The organism is Sandarakinorhabdus sp. FBCC-B8862, from assembly GCF_059745315.1.
Genome location: NZ_CM185574.1, coordinates 3,097,552 through 3,111,906, shown reverse-complemented (window position 1 = coordinate 3,111,906; position 14,355 = coordinate 3,097,552). Strand labels below are relative to the sequence as shown.

The following is a 14,355-nucleotide window of genomic DNA, read 5'->3' as shown; positions in this document are numbered from 1 at the left end:
CCCATGGCCGGCCCGTTCGGGCCTGATGCGTTGGGCCTTACTGCAGCAGCTGGGTAACCTGCTGGGCCGACTGGTTGGCCCGGGCCAGCATCGCCTGCGCCGCCTGGCCCAGCACCTGGTTCTTCGACAGGTTGGTCGATTCCTGGGCGAAGTCCGTATCCTGGATGCGGCTGCGCGAGGCCTGCAGGTTGGTGCTGTTCGACGACAGGTTGTTCACCGCCGCTTCCAGCCGGTTCTGCACGGCACCGATGTTGGCGCGGTTGAGGTTCACGCTGGTCAGCGCCTCGTCGATGGCATCCAGCGCAGCGGTGGCGCCTTCCACGCTCGACACATCGACTTCGGAGATGCGCAAGCCGCCCTTGCTGCTGCCATAGGCATTTTCCTCAAAGCCGAGATTGCCGAAGTTCGACGTGCTGCCAAAGGCCAGGCTGCCGGCGCGGACATCAATGGTCTTTGCCGATTCCAGCCGCACGGTGGAATAGGCGGTCTGCACCGCGGCCGTGGTCGGATCAGCCGGATCGGTGACGCCCACCACGGTGTAGCTGGTGCCGGTGCCCTTGATGGTTGCGCCGCCCAGGCCGAAGTTGGCTGCCGCCGCTTCATCGCTGTCGAAATAGACGCTGATGTTGCGTCCGTCGGCCGCGGTGAGATCAAGTCCGCCCAGGCCGTTGTCCTTGGCGGTCACGCCGGTCAGGCCGCTGAACTTGTTGATTTCCTTGGCCACATTGTCCCGCGTTTGCTGGGCGGTGTGGTTCTGGTCCAGCGTGATGTCGATCTGGGTGCCATTGATGCCCAGCGTGGCGGTTGCCGTCGTGCCGATCACCGTGGTGGTGGTGGACTGGATGGTCTGGCTGTTGGCCTTGGCGGTCACGCCGGTCTGGTCGCTGGCGGCATTGATGGCGTTGGCAATCGCGATGGCGCTGCCGGCCTTCACACTCGACAGGGCCGCCGTGCTGCTGAACGTGTCGTCATTGGCGGTGGCGGCGCGGATGGCGACGCCGTTGATCGACAGGTCACCGCTGTTCAGCGTGCGGGCGTTGGCAGCGCCAGTGGCGACGGCGCGCACATCGCTGGAGACGGTGGAGACGCCGCGATCAAAGCTGCCGGCCGAGAGGCCCGAGCGAGTGAGCCGCGCCGTGGTCGAGTTGGTCGATCCCACCTCGATGGCCTGGCCATTCAGGCTTTCCAGGCTGAACGAGCCGGACTGGGCGCCCGCCTTCAGGCCGGTTTCGGCCGCGGTCAGCGTCGTCAGGCTCACCTCGATGTTGCGGCCATCATCGGCCTCCAGGCGCAGGCCGGCGTTGTTGTCGCCGGTGTCGACGGCGCGCACGCCGGTCTGGCCCGAAATGGCGTTGATGGCATCGCGCACGATGCGGCGGCTGTCAGAGGCGTTGGCGGTGGTGGTGATCGAGGCGGTGGTGATGCCGTTGATCGTCACCGAACCGGTGTTGGCGTTGGCGGTCATCGCCGAGCCGGTCATCACCGTCTGGCCGACCACGGCGCGCACGCCGGTCTGCGCGGTCGCGCGGTTGATGGCAGCGGCCTTGGCCAGCGCGGAGGCCGACTTGTTGGTGGACGAGACATTGTCATCATCCGCCGAGGACGAACCGATCTGCACGCCGTTGATGGTGAGGTCACCGCCCTGCAGGGCATGATTGGTGGTGAGGTTGGCAGCAGTGCCTTCAAAGGCGCCCGTGGCGGTGAGCGCCGGGCTGGAGCCCAGGCCCAGATCACGGGCCCGGGCCGAGCTGAGGCTCATCGACACGGTTTCGCCGGCGCGGCTGCCGGTTTGCAGCTTGACCGACCGGGCCGATCCATCGAGCAGCTTCTGGCCGTTGAAGTTGGTGCGCACGCCGATATTGTCGATTTCGCCGACCAGCTGCTTCACTTCGGCCTGTAGGGCGCTGCGGTCGGTGCCGGTCAGCGTGCCGTTGGCCGATTGCACGGCCAGTTCGCGCATGCGCTGCAGCATGTTGGTCACCTCGCCCATGGCGCTTTCCGCCGTCTGGGCCATGCTGATGCCATCATTGGCGTTGCGCATGGCCACCGCCAGGCCGCGCACGTCGGCGGTCATCTTCTGGCTGATCGCGAGGCCGGCGGCATCGTCCTTGGCGCTGTTGATGCGCATGCCGGTCGAAAGCCGCTGCATGGCGGTGCCCATTGCATTGTTGGCGGTGCGCTGCGCATTCTGGGCGGTCAGCGCGTTGATGTTGGTGTTGATCACGGTCATCTGGGATACTCCCGCTTCCCGCCGCCGCAGGGGTTGCGGGGCGCTGCACTGGAAACGGCATAGGGCGAAATTTTCTTAAACATGATGCACGCAGCCAATGATCTGAACGGGTTGGAGATCATCCACGCCAGCCGCGACGTCGTGGTGATCAACAAGCCGCCGGGCCTTGCCGTGCATCCGGGGCCGAAAACGCCGGACAGCCTGGAAGATCTGCTACCGGTGCTGGCCATCGGCGGGTTCCGCCCGGTCGCCGCGCACCGGCTGGATCGCGACACGTCGGGATGTCTCGCCATCGCCCGCAGCCGGCGCGGGGCGAAATGGCTGAGCGCGGCCTTTGCCGGCGGCGGCGCGGAGAAACTCTATTGGGCGATCCTGTCCGTCCTGCCGGCGCAGCCTTCCGGCCTTGTGGATGCACCACTGGCGAAGATTTCCAGCGCGGCGGCCGGCTGGCGCATGGTGGTCGATCCGGCCGGCAAGCCAGCGCGCACCCATTGGCGGGTGCTGGATGCGGCGACCCGGCTGGTGGAGTTCCGCCCCGAAACCGGCCGCACCCACCAGATCAGGGTGCATGCCGCGCGGCTGGGTGCGCCGATTGCCGGCGATCCGGTTTATGGCGACGGATCGGGCCCGATGCGGCTGCATGCCCGCCGCCTCGCCATCACCCTGCCCGATGGGCAACTGATCACGGCGCTGGCGGATCCACCGCCAGGCTGGCCTGGCGGGACCGGCCCTGAAAGCCAATGAAATCGCTATAGTTTTCGGCCAACTTGGCCAGGCGCTGGTGCACCAGGTCCGGCCCGATCTTCTGCACCACACCATCGACCAGCAGGTTGAGCAGCGAGGCGAGCGCGGTGTTCATGTCCCAGAAATGGCCCAGCGCCACCTCGGCGGTGAGGATGTGCGGCGTGACATCGCGCGCCCATGGGCAATAGGGATCGGTGATCACCACCAGCGGCCGGCCGGCGGCGGCGACCCGTTCCGCCAGCAGGCGGAAATGCCGGGAATAGCGGCGGACATCGACGAGCAGGAACAGATCATGCGGCCCGGCGTCCACCAGCTCCTCGTGAATGCCGGCGGCGATGTCGATGCTGGCCACCTGTGGCCGCACATAGGACAGATGCCGGGCAAAGCCGGCGGCCAGCCCGGCCTCGGTCTGGAAGCCGGCAACGCGCACCTGGGGTGCGGTGGCCAGCAGTGCCACCACGGCGGCCCATTCCGGCGTTTCGGCCTGGGCATAAACCCCGGCAATGGCCGCGGTTTCGGCCTGCAGCCGGGCATCGGCACTGGGCGCCGGGCGGGTGAGCAGCCAGGGCGCATCGCGGGCTTGCCCACGCAGCTCATCCTTCAGGGCCGCCAGATTGTCATAGCCCAGGCTCTTGACGAGGCGCGCCACCGTCATCGCCGAAACGCCGACGCGCTGGCCGATGGAGGCAGCGGTTTCGAACGGCAGTTGCGCCAGATTGTCGGCCATCCAGCCGGCAATCATCCGTTCCGAAACGGTCAGCCGGTCATAACGTTCTGCCAGCCGCTGGGCGACGCGGGTGCTCATGTGATTTCGATAACATCACGCCAACAGGGCGCAACGGTCAAAATTGCACGTTTTTCCAGCGTTCGGTCGCAAACAGCGGCGCCTGATCGGCATAGTGCTGGGAGGCCCGCCGGGTGGTGGCAGCACCGAATTGGTGCACCGATTGCGATCGCACCGCGCCGCCGGCCGGCCATTCCACCAGCATGATGAAACCATCGCCATTATTGCCCACCCGCCGGCCATCGGCGGCCCGGTCGGCATAAATGGCGCGCAGCGTGTCGGGCCCGCCAAACACCGGCAGATCGGCCTTGCCATGGCGCAGGCGCTGGAATTCGCCCAGCGGCACATCCAGCCGGCCGAATGTGCCCTGCAGCCAATCCACCGCCGCGTGCAGCTTGGGCGCCGCCGGCGGCAGCGCATCGCCGCGATAGACTTCGCGGCCGACACTGGCGAGCACGGCGACCGCCAGGCTGTCCGCCGGGCCAACACCATCGGCCGTCCAGTCCCACTGGCGCAACAAGGCCTGGGCCTTCGCCAGTTCGGGATCGCGCGATGTGTCCACCGCCAACACCGCCGCCATCCAGCGCCCGGCCGGCGAGGCCTTGCTATAGGCCTTGTCGAACTTGATGCGCAGCAGCGTCTCGCGGCTGATCGGGCCGTTCACCCCGGCAAACAGCTCGGCAAAGCGGTGCATGCGGTTGGTGGTGAAGGTCTCCACGCCCATTTCGGGGGCAAAGTCTGCCGCCTTCAGATTTTCGTCCGGCGCGGTCGCCACGGTGGGCGTGTTGTTGGCATTGGCGACCCAGCCGGCGCGGGGATCGACCACCATCGGATCGGCGCTCCACGGCAGATAGCTGGTCCACAGGGTTTTCGATGTGTTGCCGGGCAGGACGCCCTTCCAGTCAAAGCCGGCGCTGCGCGCCGGGAACAGCGCGTTGTAGAACATGCCGATATGGCCCTGCGCATCGGCATAAACGAAATTGGTTGCCGGCACCTTCTGCATGGCCATGATCTGGCGCCATTCGTTGAAATCGCGCGCCTTGTTCAGCCGATAATATTGCTCCACCTGCCCCACCTCGCCGATGCCGGCGTGGCGGATGGCAAAGCCGCCCTTCTCGTTCAGGATCACGGCGCCATGCCGGCTGCGATAGACGGTGCGCGGCACCGGCAGCACGAACGGGCCGTATTTCACCCGCAGCCACACGCGCTTCGCTTCCAGCGGCAGCCACTGCCCGTCGAGCCGATACTGGCTGCGGTCAGCATTCAGCTCCAGCTTGTAGACATCGATCAGGTCCATCCGGTTGACCGTGTTGGCCCAGCCCAGATGCTTGTTGTGGCCCAGCAGCGGGAACGGCGCGCCGGGGAAATTGGCGCCGGCGAAATCCCAGCCTTCATCCGAATGCACCACCAGTTCCCACCAGGTCACGCCGCCTTCCCACGGCTGGTGGCTGTTGATGATCAGGCGGGTCGTGGCATCATCCGAACGACTGGCGCTCACGGCAAAGGCGTTGCTGCCGCGCTCATCGGCCGGCCCGGCATCGCGCGGCGGCAGCTTGCCCTCCACCAGCGGGCCCAGCACCCGGTCCATCCCGAAAAAGAACGGGGACCGCAGCACGAAGCCGGCGACGATATCGCGACCCGTCACCGGGAACAGGCCCTGCAGCCGCTGCTCATGGCCGTGACGGCCGGCATAGTCATTCAACCCTTGCGCATAGGCTTCGACCAGCGCGCGGGTGGCCGGGGACAGGCTGGCATAGCCGCGATCAGCAACGGCGCGCGCATCGAGCAGATGGCCGGCGAAATCCAGCTTGGCGCCATCTTCGCCCATGATCGCCCCGGCGCGGCCACGCACGGCGGCCAGCACCTCTTCCAGGTTGCGGAAATCATCCTCGGCATGGGCAATGGCGATGCCATAGGCGACATCGGCATCGGTGCGGCCATGGATGTGCGGCACGCCCCATTGGTCACGCGTGATCGTCACGGCGCATGGGCGCACCGGATCGGGATCGGGCGGGCTGGCGATCAGCGCATCCCAACTGGAAAGCCCGACCACCAGCGCACCGGCGGCAATGCTGGACCAGAACAGGGCTGTGAACCAGCGCGGCATCAGCGAGCGTCCTTCACCAGCTCACCGCCCTTCACCACCGCCTTCACGCCTTGCAGCACGGTCACATCGCGGGTGGGGTCACCGGCCACGGCCACCATGTCGGCATAGAGGCCCGGCGCGATCTGGCCCACATCATTGGCGCGGCCCAGCGCCTCGGCGGCCTTCACGGTGGCGGCGCGGATGGCATCGATGGGCGTCATCCCCCACTCCACCATCTTGGCAAACTGGCGGGCATTGTCGCCATGGGGATAAACGCCGGCATCGCTGCCGAACACCATGGTCACCCCGGCCTTCCACGCCGCCTGGAAGGTCTGCCGCTGTTTCAGGCCGATGGCGCGTTCCTTGGCCAGGCTTTCTTCCGGCACGCCATTCTTCGCGCCTTCGGCCAGGATATAATCATCATTGTAGATATCCATGGAAAAGGCGGTGCCCTTGGCCTTGGCCAGGGCAAAGGCTTCGGCATCGGCCAGGCTGGCATGTTCGATCGTGTCGGCCCCGGCGCGGATGGCGGCCTTGATGCCATCGGTGCCGTGGGCGTGCACCGCCACCTTCATGCGCAGCCGATGCGCCTCGTCCACCAGCGCGTCCATCTCCTCCTGGGTCAATTGCTGGCCGTCCACCGTGTCACGGGCGGAAAACACCCCGCCGGTGGCGCAGAACTTGATCACGTCGGCGCCATATTTGTGCATTTCCCGCACCTTCTCGCGAAAGCCCTGCGGGCCGGAGGTGACGCCGGAGCGGTCCACCTGCATGCCGGCCGGGAATCGGTTGTCGTCACAATGGCCGCCAGTCGCCCCCAGGGCATAGGCCGCCGGCACGATGCGCGGGCCGCGGACCACGCCTTCATCAATCGCCTGCTTGAGGCCGACATCGGCAAAATCCGCCGAGCCGACATTGCGCACCGTGGTGAAGCCTGCGGCCAGCGTGCGCGCCGCATTGGCAACACCCACAGCGGTGAAAAACGGCCGGGCATGGCGCAGATCCGCCTCGAAACCCAGGGCGGGATCGCTGGTCAGATGCACATGCATGTCGATCAGGCCGGGCACCAGCGTCAGGTCACCCAGATCGATGCGCTTGCCGTCGGTCACCACCAGTTCGCCCTGCCGGCCCACCTTGGTGATACGGCCATTTTCCGCGACGATGATCGGCTTTTCGACCAGCTTGCCGCTGGCCACGTCCAGCATGCGCGCCGCGGTGATCACCACGGTTTCTGCACGCGCGGTGGTGCCGGCCAGCAGCGCGGCGGCGGCAAGCAACAGATATTTCATCACTTCATCTCCCCTGTTGGCCACAAGGATAGGGCCGCGAGCGGGAGAGGGCAACCGGGCTCAGGCCACCTGCGGCAGCATGAAGGGCGCCGGCAGCGGCGGCACCGTGTGGCCGTCGCCGGTGACGAGAGCCGCCAGAAACTGGTCCACACAGGCATCCCAGCCAAAGCGCCGGCCATAGGCAACGCAGTCGGCCCGGCGGGCGACCAAAGCCTTGTGCATCGCCTCCCCCAGATCATGCGCCACCGCGCCAATCCGGCCCGGCGCCCGGCCATCCGGGCCAAAGCCGCCAGCGCCCACCACATCCAGCGGGCCCGGCACCGGATAGCCAGCGACCGGCGTGCCGCTGGCCAGCGCCTCGATCATCACCAGCCCGAACGTGTCGGTGCGGCTGGGAAAGGCCAGCACATCAGCCGCGGCATAGGCGCTGGCCAGCGCCGCGCCGTGCAGCGCCCCGGTGAAATGGACGTGCGGAAACTTGCGCTGCAGGCCATCCAGCGCCGGGCCATCGCCCACCACCAGCCGGTCCCCCGGCCAGGGCGCGGCCAGAAACGCCTCGATATTCTTCTCCACCGCCACCCGGCCGACATGCAGGGCCAGCGGCCGCTTCAGGCCAGCCGCCGCCGGATGCGGGGCCACATCGGGGCGGAACTGCTCCACATCCACGCCGCGCGCCCACAGCCGGGTCTGGGTCAGGCCATGGCTGTTCAACTCGGCCGCCAGGCGCGGCGTCGCCACCATCACGGCATGGGCCGGCCCGTGGAAACGCCGCAGCACCCGCCACACCCGGTCCGGCTTCAGGCCGATGCGCGCCTGCACATAATCGGGAAAGCGGGTGTGGAAACTGGTGGTGAAGGCAAAGCCGCGGCGCAGAGCCCAACCGCGCGCCAGCCAGCCCAATGGCCCTTCGGTGGCGATGTGCAGGGCATCGGGGCCAAAACCGTTGATCAGCTTGGCGATCCGCCGCCGGGTCGTCATCGCCAGGCGGATTTCGGGATAGGATGGCATCGGCACCGACCAGAACTGATCGGGCGAAATCACCTGTACCCTGACCCCGCGTGCGTTCAGCAGCCGCACCGTGGTGGACAATGTGCGGACCACGCCATTGACCTGGGGTTCCCAGGCATCGGTCACCAATGTCAGCTTCATGGGCATTCCTCCTCAGGCGGCCATGGCAACGGCGCGCGCCTGAACGCCCGCCGCCTGACCACTCGATGCCTTCCGCGCCCGTTCTCGGCTCTGTTGCGCCCAGTCGATGATCTCGATGCGGCCATCGGCATGCTCGGCCAGCGCGGTGCAGCTTTCCACCCAGTCACCATCGTTCAGATAGGTGATGCCGCCGAAATCGCGAATCTCGGCCGAATGGATATGGCCGCACACCACGCCGTCCAGCCCGCGCAGCCGCGCCGCATCGGCCACCGCCTGTTCGAAGCGGCCGATGAAGGCGACGGCATTCTTCACCCGCTTCTTGATATGGGCGGAGATCGACCAATAGGGCAGGCCAAACTGCCGCCGCGCCCGGTTGAACCAGACATTCAATTTCAGCAGCGCCTCGTAACCCACATCCCCGGCCCAGGCGAGCCAGCGGTGATAGAGCACCACGGCATCAAATTCGTCGCCGTGGCACACCAGCAGGCGGCGGCCATCGGCGGTGGTGTGGATGGCCTCCAGCGCGATTTCCACCCCGCCGAGGCTGAGGCCAGCATAGGGCCGGAACGCCTCGTCATGATTGCCGGGGATATAGACGACGCGGGTGCCGCGCGCCGCCAGCTTCAGCACCCGGCGCACGATATCATTGTGGCGCTGCGGCCAGTACCAGCCGCGCTTCAGCTTCCAGCCATCGATGATGTCGCCGACCAGATAGAGCGTCTCGGGCTGAATGGCCTTGAGGAAATCCAGCAGCAGTTCGGCGTTGCAGCCCGGCGTGCCGAGGTGGACATCGGAGATCCAGACCGTGCGGTGCTTCAGCTTGCCGGCCGGCTCCTCCTCCGGCTCGTGCAGGAAGGCGGGGCCGCTGGCCACGGGTTTGAGCATGCCGGGCAGCAGCGGTTCACGCCATTGGGGGGGCAGTTCGGCAAGCGGCAGGGTCGCCATGGCAAGGGCCTTTCACCAGTCCTTGCCCGGACCCTCTAAGGCGCTGCCATGACCCTGGTGTGTCAGCCCGGTTGCAATCCTGTTGCAGACAGGCGCTGGCGCTCCCAGGCCAGCGCGTGGCCGACAATCTGTTCCAGATCGGCAAAGCGCGGCTGCCAGCCCAAGAGTGCCGCCGCATCGGATGCCGCCACCAGCGTGGCCGGATCACCCGCCCGGCGCGGGCCGATGTGGCGCGGGATCGGCTGGCCGGCCACCCGCTCCAGCGCGTCCAACACCTCGGTCACCGAAGCCCCGGTGCCATAACCCAGGTTCATCACATGATATTGGCCGGGATCGGCCAGGCAGGCGCGCAACAGCAGCACATGCGCATCGGCCAGATCGGTGACGTGGATATAATCGCGCACCCCGGTGCCATCGCGCGTGGGATAATCATCGCCAAAGATGGTGAACCGTTCCCGCTGGCCGGTCAGCACATGGCAGGCCAGCTCGATCAGATGGTGCGGGTGCCGGCTGGCCTGGCCCGACCGCAGCTGCGGATCGGCGCCGGCCACGTTGAAATAGCGCGGGCAGGCCACCGAAAAGCCGCGGTTGGCCGCGACAAGATCGGCCAGCATGCGTTCGGCAAAGGCCTTGGACCAGCCATAGGGATTGATCGGCGCCACCGGGGCAGAGACCGGCAGTGGCGCGTTGCCGCCCGGACCATTGCCATAGACGGCGGCGGTGGAGGACATGACGAACGCCCCCACTCCGCCGGCCAGCGCCGCCTCGGCCAGCCTGAGCGTCTCGCCGAAATTCTCGGCATAATAAAGCGCCGGCTGCTCGACGCTTTCCGCCACCGAAATCCGCGCGGCAAAATGCAGGATGGCGCCAATGCCATGCTCGGCAATCAGGCGGCCCACCAACGCCTGATCGCCGGCGCGCCCTTCAACAAAGATCGCGCCATCCGGCACCAGGCCACGGTTGCCCAGCGACAGATCGTCGAGCACCACCACCTTCACCCCCATGTCGAGCAGGGCCAGGGCGGCATTGCTGCCGATATAGCCGGCACCACCGGTGACCAGCACAGGCGGCAGTTCGGTGGCGGGGATCAGGGGCAACAGGCTCATGGCCCACCCATACAAACAAAAAGGGCGGCCCAAAAGGGCCGCCCTTCCTGTTGTTGCCGATGGCCGCGATCAGAACTTGACGCGGGCGCCGAAGCGGACCGACCACAGCGAGCCGTTCAGGTTCACGCCCTGGGTGGGGGCGGCGAACGTGGTGCCCGAGCGGTTGTTGAACGTGTACTGCGTGCAGGCCGTGGTGGCGCAGGTCACGTTCACCAGCGTGCCATAATAGGGGAAGGCCACCTGGCGGATGGTGCCCCAGTTGCTGTTCAGCAGGTTCAGAACGTTTTCGATGTCGGCCAGCAGTTCGATCTTGCCACCGAACACGAACGGCACTTCCTGACGGATCGACAGGTCGAGCTTGTTGTAGCGCGGCGTGCGGCCGATGTTCTTCGGCGCGATGCTGCCCTGATACTTGTTCAGTTCCGAGTTCTGGATGAAGCTCTGGAAGCCGGCGAAGTCGAAGCCGGTGGCATAGGTGACACGCGGATCGGCCGTGGCCGAGCTGACGTTCGGCACATACATCAGGTAACGGTTGTTGGTGCCGGCCACGCCGAACACCGCCGAACGGTTGGAGCCCGACGCCTGGTCAGCCATGGTGTAGCTGTAGCGCTGGCCCGACAGCGAGTTGAAGAACAGCTCGACGCGGGTGTTGTTGTCACCAAACAGGTTGAAGTCATAGCCAACCAGCAGGCGATAGGCATCGTCGCGCTGATAGTTGGAGATGCCATAGGCAGCGTTGTTGCTGTCGAGACCGGCAGCTGCGTTGCCATAGTTGGAGGCCGCAACCGACGAGGTGCCCGAGTTGAAGTCGCGGGCGCGCTGGAAGGTGTACGACGCCTGGGTGTAGAGGCCGTTGCTCCAGCGCTTGTTCACCTTGGCGGCGATGTTCCAGCTGTAACCCTTGTTGGTGTTGGTCAGCAGCAGGTCCTGGTTCACCGTGGTGCCCTGGCCCGGCAGCAGCTGATAGCGTGTGCGGCCATCGGGCAGCACGCCATTCGGCACCGAGCGCAGGTCAACCCAGGTCAGGCCGTTCTTCACGCGGCTCCACACCACGTCGAGGCCAAAGCGCCAATCGTCACCCAGGAAGCCCAGGTTGGCGTTGTATTCGACGCTGTTCGACACGCGCCACTGCGACGGCACCTGGAAGTTCGGGTCCAGCGCGTTGGTCGGCGAGGTGGCGGTGCCGGTGGTGCGGATGGCGTCCACCAGCGCCTGCGGGATGCCGGTGCCGCCGGTGACGTTGTTCAGCGTGGCAGCGCCAATGGTCTGCACCTGGGTGGTGGTCAGGCCGGTGATGCCAGCGATGGTGAAGGTGCCATCGGCGTTGCGGCGCACCTGCACGCGGCCCAGCGTCGGGCCCGGGTTGGAATAGTTGTTGGAAATCCACACGTTCGGGCTGCCGCCGCCGAACAGGCCGGCCGAACCGCGCAGGCTCAGACGGTCGGTCACCTTCCAGCTGTAGCCCAGACGCGGCTGGAACAGGCCACGGCCATTCAGCGTGGCATTGTTGGCAAAGCCGGTGCGGGTGATGAAATCATTGTTCAGGAACGGCGCATCGTTCGTGTCGAACAGATCATAGCGCATGCCGGCGGTCAGGGTGAAATTGCCACCCAGATCGATGGTGTCCTGGATACCGAAGGTCCAGCTGTTGTTGTCGAACAGTGCGGTCACCGTGTCGATGCCACCGCGCAGCGGCACGGCGATATCGACTTCGTTGGCGCGGCGGGCCTGCAGATCGGCGATCGAGTCGAAATACCACGCACCCGACACGCGCTGCGCGAACAGGTTGCGGATATTCTGGGTGCGGCGCTCCACGATGCCCTTCACCGTGTGGTTGCCCATCTTCAGCGTCGCCTGGAATTCGACGTTCAGCGACTGCGAGTCGAGTTCGTTGGCCTGGCGGCTGATGTCCGGACCGAACTGCAGGCGGCGCACGCCGGCCGGGCAGGTCAGCGGCGGGGCGCTGCTGGCGGCATCAAGGCAGGTCTGGAACTGGCCAAAGCTGGCAGTGCCAAACGGCTGCTGCAGACGGACATAGTCCGCATAGGAGACGCGCAGCTGGGTGGAGAAATTGTCGCTCCACTGGTCGTTCAGCTGGAAGATGCCGAAATGGTTGATGGCACCCTGGTTGTAGTTGTTCGACTTGTAGGAGAAGGTCGGGTTGGTGGCGTTGAGTTCGCCCACGCCGGTCTGGCCGGCCAGCACATTGCCTTCGTTGTAGATATAGGTGAAGGCGGCGCGGTGACCGTCGGCGATGTTCCAGTCGATCTTGGCGACCAGCTTGTCGTCCTTCTCGGGCACGGCCGTGGCAACGCCCTGGGTGTCGAAGCTGTAGGCAGTCTTGGCGATATCGGTGATCTGGCTGAGCTGCGCATCGGTGATGCCCAGCGAGGCCGGGCTGATGGCGGCCGGCACGGTGTCGCGCAGCCGCTCATAGGTGATGGCGAAGAACAGCTTGTCCTTGATGATCGGACCGGTGACCTGAGCGGTGTAGATCTGCGATTCAAAGGCACCGGTGCGGGTCACACCGCGGGCGTTCTTCCCGCGCAGCTTGTCGTCGCTGTAATAGGCACCGCCCAGCGCGGTGAAGCGGTTGCCACCCGACTTCAGCTGGGTGTTGATGGTGCCGCCCTGGAAGAAGCCCTGCTGGATATCAACCGGAGCCACTTCCACCGAGAATTCGCCGATGGCATCCAGCGGCACCGGGCCGCGGGTAGAGACCAGGCCGCCGGCTTCCAGGCCGAACGGGTCGCCGAAGGCCACGCCGTCCACGGTGAAGCGGTTGAAGCGGTTGTTCTGGCCGGCGATCGAGATGGCGCCGCCGTTGGTCGGGTCCAGCGTCACCAGCGGGTCGCGGGCAGCGAGGTTGCGGATGTCACGGTTGACGTTCGAAACGCCGGCGATCTGGCGGGCGGTCAGCACGGTGGCGGCGCCCGAGGCGATGGTGATGGCGCTGCGCTGGCGGGTGGCGGTAACGGTGATGGTCTTGCCCTGGCTGGCCAGCATCACTTCGATGCGCTGCGGGTTGCCGGCAACCAGGCCATCCAGCGTGTCGGTGGCGGCATCATAGCCCGGCGCTTCGACGGTGACGCTGAACGGACCGCCCAGACGCAGGCCGGTGGCGTTGAATTCGCCATTGGCGCCCGAGGTCAGCACCTGGCGGGTGCCCGACGGGGTGTGGATGATCGTCACGGTCGCGCCGGCAATCGGCTTGGACTGTTCGTTGACGATGGCGCCGCGGATCGACGAGGTGGTTTCCTGGGCCGACACGATGGCCGGAACGGCAAGCGCGGCAAGCGCGACGCCAAGACGAAGATGACGCATTTGAAATACCCCCTGGGGCTGGAGCGGACGGGCTGAACGCTTGGCCCGCCGGGAATCACTTCCAGGCGGGACAACTGCAGCGGCCATTGCCGGGGTTTTGTGACACTTCTGTTACAGCTTCATGGCGGGTTCATGATTGGTGGATTCGCACGGTGAGTGTTGCGGTGCGGCAACACCGCAGCGCGGCCAGCGCGCGTGCCGCGCGCGGACTCGCGCAAGGTCGGCCGGCGACCAAAAACGGCGGCCCCGACAGGCCGCCGTTTTCGTGTGTCGTTCGACGACGCGGCTCTGCCGCGCTTTTCTTGTCGTTCTTCTTGCACTTTCAGCAGACTCGGCGGCTTTGCCGCCGGCTGCGGGGATGCGGGCAGGCTTCTGAAACCACCAGCACGCCCGCCGGTCACGGCCGGCGGCGAGGCCGCCAAGTCCGTTTCTGGTGATAGAAAGGCAAAGAAAGAGCGCGGCGGAGCCGCGCCGTCGGACGACACACGAAAATGCCGACCTGAGGGTCGGCATTTTTGGTCGCCGGCCGGCCTTGCCGGAGTCGCACAATAACGCTGCGCGTTATCGTGTCGCCCGGCTGCGGCGTGGGCGGTGAGGGGTTCGAACCCCCGACCCGCTCCGTGTAAAGAAGCCGCTCTACCACTGAGCTAACCGCCCCACGCCGTCAGGCGCATGCCCCTAGCGGCAGGCCACGCTTC

General features: G+C 66.4%; 9 protein-coding genes and 1 tRNA gene. 1 reads left to right on the top strand and 9 read right to left on the bottom strand.

Going from position 1 to position 14,355, the window contains the following annotated elements; all coding sequences use genetic code 11:
- Positions 1-37: 37 nt before the first annotated feature.
- Positions 38-2,230 carry a flagellin N-terminal helical domain-containing protein gene (locus AC6BOR_RS14905; protein WP_498059140.1) on the bottom strand — a complete coding sequence of 731 codons (2,193 nt, stop codon included), beginning with the start codon at positions 2,228-2,230 and terminating at the stop codon, positions 38-40.
- Positions 2,231-2,311: 81 nt separating this feature from the next.
- Here AC6BOR_RS14905 and AC6BOR_RS14900 point away from each other — a divergent pair, with 81 nt between their 5' ends.
- Entirely contained in the window at positions 2,312-2,974 is a 663-nt protein-coding gene (locus AC6BOR_RS14900; protein WP_498059139.1) for an RluA family pseudouridine synthase, read from the top strand.
- On the opposite strand, the gene AC6BOR_RS14895 is transcribed toward AC6BOR_RS14900, so the two are convergent.
- From AC6BOR_RS14895 to AC6BOR_RS14860, 8 genes are all read right to left on the bottom strand, one after another.
- Positions 2,913-3,779 (bottom strand): MurR/RpiR family transcriptional regulator, encoded by an 867-nt coding sequence (locus AC6BOR_RS14895; RefSeq protein WP_498059138.1) that lies wholly within the window; start codon positions 3,777-3,779, stop codon positions 2,913-2,915. The two genes, AC6BOR_RS14900 and AC6BOR_RS14895, sit on opposite strands and share 62 nt — an antisense overlap.
- Before the next feature lie 37 nt (positions 3,780-3,816).
- Positions 3,817-5,865: a penicillin acylase family protein gene (locus tag AC6BOR_RS14890; protein ID WP_498059137.1), complete on the bottom strand. Its 2,049-nt coding sequence runs from the start codon at positions 5,863-5,865 to the stop codon at positions 3,817-3,819.
- Entirely contained in the window at positions 5,865-7,133 is a 1,269-nt protein-coding gene (locus tag AC6BOR_RS14885; RefSeq protein WP_498059136.1) for a Xaa-Pro dipeptidase, read from the bottom strand. Before AC6BOR_RS14885 ends, AC6BOR_RS14890 begins: the two co-directional genes overlap by 1 nt.
- Before the next feature lie 60 nt (positions 7,134-7,193).
- A complete protein-coding gene (locus AC6BOR_RS14880; RefSeq protein ID WP_498059135.1) occupies positions 7,194-8,282 on the bottom strand; it encodes a glycosyltransferase family 4 protein in 1,089 nt (362 codons plus the stop codon).
- Positions 8,283-8,294: 12 nt separating this feature from the next.
- Complete coding sequence (locus AC6BOR_RS14875) at positions 8,295-9,227, bottom strand: UDP-2,3-diacylglucosamine diphosphatase (protein WP_498059134.1); 933 nt, start codon at positions 9,225-9,227, stop codon at positions 8,295-8,297.
- A gap of 62 nt (positions 9,228-9,289) precedes the next feature.
- On the bottom strand, positions 9,290-10,333 hold the full coding sequence (gene galE, locus AC6BOR_RS14870; RefSeq protein ID WP_498059133.1) for a UDP-glucose 4-epimerase GalE: 1,044 nt from the start codon (positions 10,331-10,333) through the stop codon (positions 9,290-9,292).
- Positions 10,334-10,402: 69 nt separating this feature from the next.
- Positions 10,403-13,657: a TonB-dependent receptor gene (locus AC6BOR_RS14865; RefSeq protein WP_498059132.1), complete on the bottom strand. Its 3,255-nt coding sequence runs from the start codon at positions 13,655-13,657 to the stop codon at positions 10,403-10,405.
- A 585-nt stretch (positions 13,658-14,242) separates the two neighbouring features.
- Positions 14,243-14,314 (bottom strand) — tRNA-Val (locus tag AC6BOR_RS14860).
- Positions 14,315-14,355: the final 41 nt, after the last annotated feature.